1 protein-coding gene is annotated in these 1,096 nt (G+C 46.5%); it reads left to right on the forward strand.

Translation table 11 applies throughout. From position 1 onward, the window contains the following. Positions 1 to 1,096: hypothetical protein (locus ACERC6_RS10245; RefSeq protein WP_373630529.1), on the forward strand; the 1,096-nt coding region annotated here is incomplete at both ends.

Consider the following 1,096-nt stretch of genomic DNA (forward strand, 5'->3'; position numbering starts at 1 on the left):
AGAACGCTCACTATCAGAGCGTATCTCTCAGATTGACACAGCTTATAAGCAGGCTGATAGAACAGCAGCTGCAAATCTTAGTACGCTTGAACGCACACTCACACAAGCTGACAGTGCATTGTCAGAGCGTATCGGACGGCTTGATACTGACTATCGAAGCAACAAGTCAAGCACCAGCTCACGACTTGCCACAGCTGAGCAGTCATTGTCTGACGCCCATCAAGCACTAAGCAAAATCCAAACCGAGCTTGCAAGCAACCAATCCGACTGGGGCGATGACATTGTGATTAGCGGCAAAGTCGCTGTGAATAACACAACAGCGTACAATATCGCTAATTACAGCTTATCGCAAACTGTGCAAAACGAGACAATCAAGATTACAGTACGAGCAAGTACTAATCTGACGACGATTTATGTGCTTGATGCTGATAGTAATGTTCAGCTGACTACGCTCAATAATCCTGCTGACGGTGTGTTTACTGGTGAACTACAAGTTAACGCAGCACTTAATCGCCTTAAACTAAACCGTCTGCCATATTATCAAAGGGCAAGTATCTTTGAAGTGAGCGTACAAAAGCAAAATAAAAGCGTACAAGCACAGTTGCAAGAGCTTAAACAGACTGTAACAAGTGCTGACAGTGCGTTGAGTGAGCGTATCTCTCAGTTAGATACCACCCTAAACGGTCAGACCACAAGCATCAGAGATGTACAGCGGTCAGTCAATGGCGTGCGTGCGATTAAAGCAGTTACAGTGGATAACAACGGCTTTATCAGCGGTTATGGTCTTATGAGTGAGCTGGCAAACGGTCGTGTTACTAGCCGTTTTGGCATCAATGCCGACCAGATTTATTTTGGGGCGACAACGAGTGCCAAAAAGCCGTTTGTGTTTACGACCCGCACTACCACCATCGATGGTGTAAGCTACCCTGCGGGGGCGTGGCTTAATAGTGCCAGTATTGCCCGAGCGTCTATCAATATGCTGCACATCGCCGACAGTATTCAATCTGACAACTATGTTGCAGGACGGCAAGGCTGGCGATTATTCAAAGACGGCAGGTTTGAGCTCAACAACACATTTGGTGATGGTTCAAGTTTG

Source organism: Moraxella sp. E33BD (genome assembly GCF_041807865.1).
GTDB classification, from domain to species: domain Bacteria; phylum Pseudomonadota; class Gammaproteobacteria; order Pseudomonadales; family Moraxellaceae; genus Moraxella; species Moraxella haemolytica.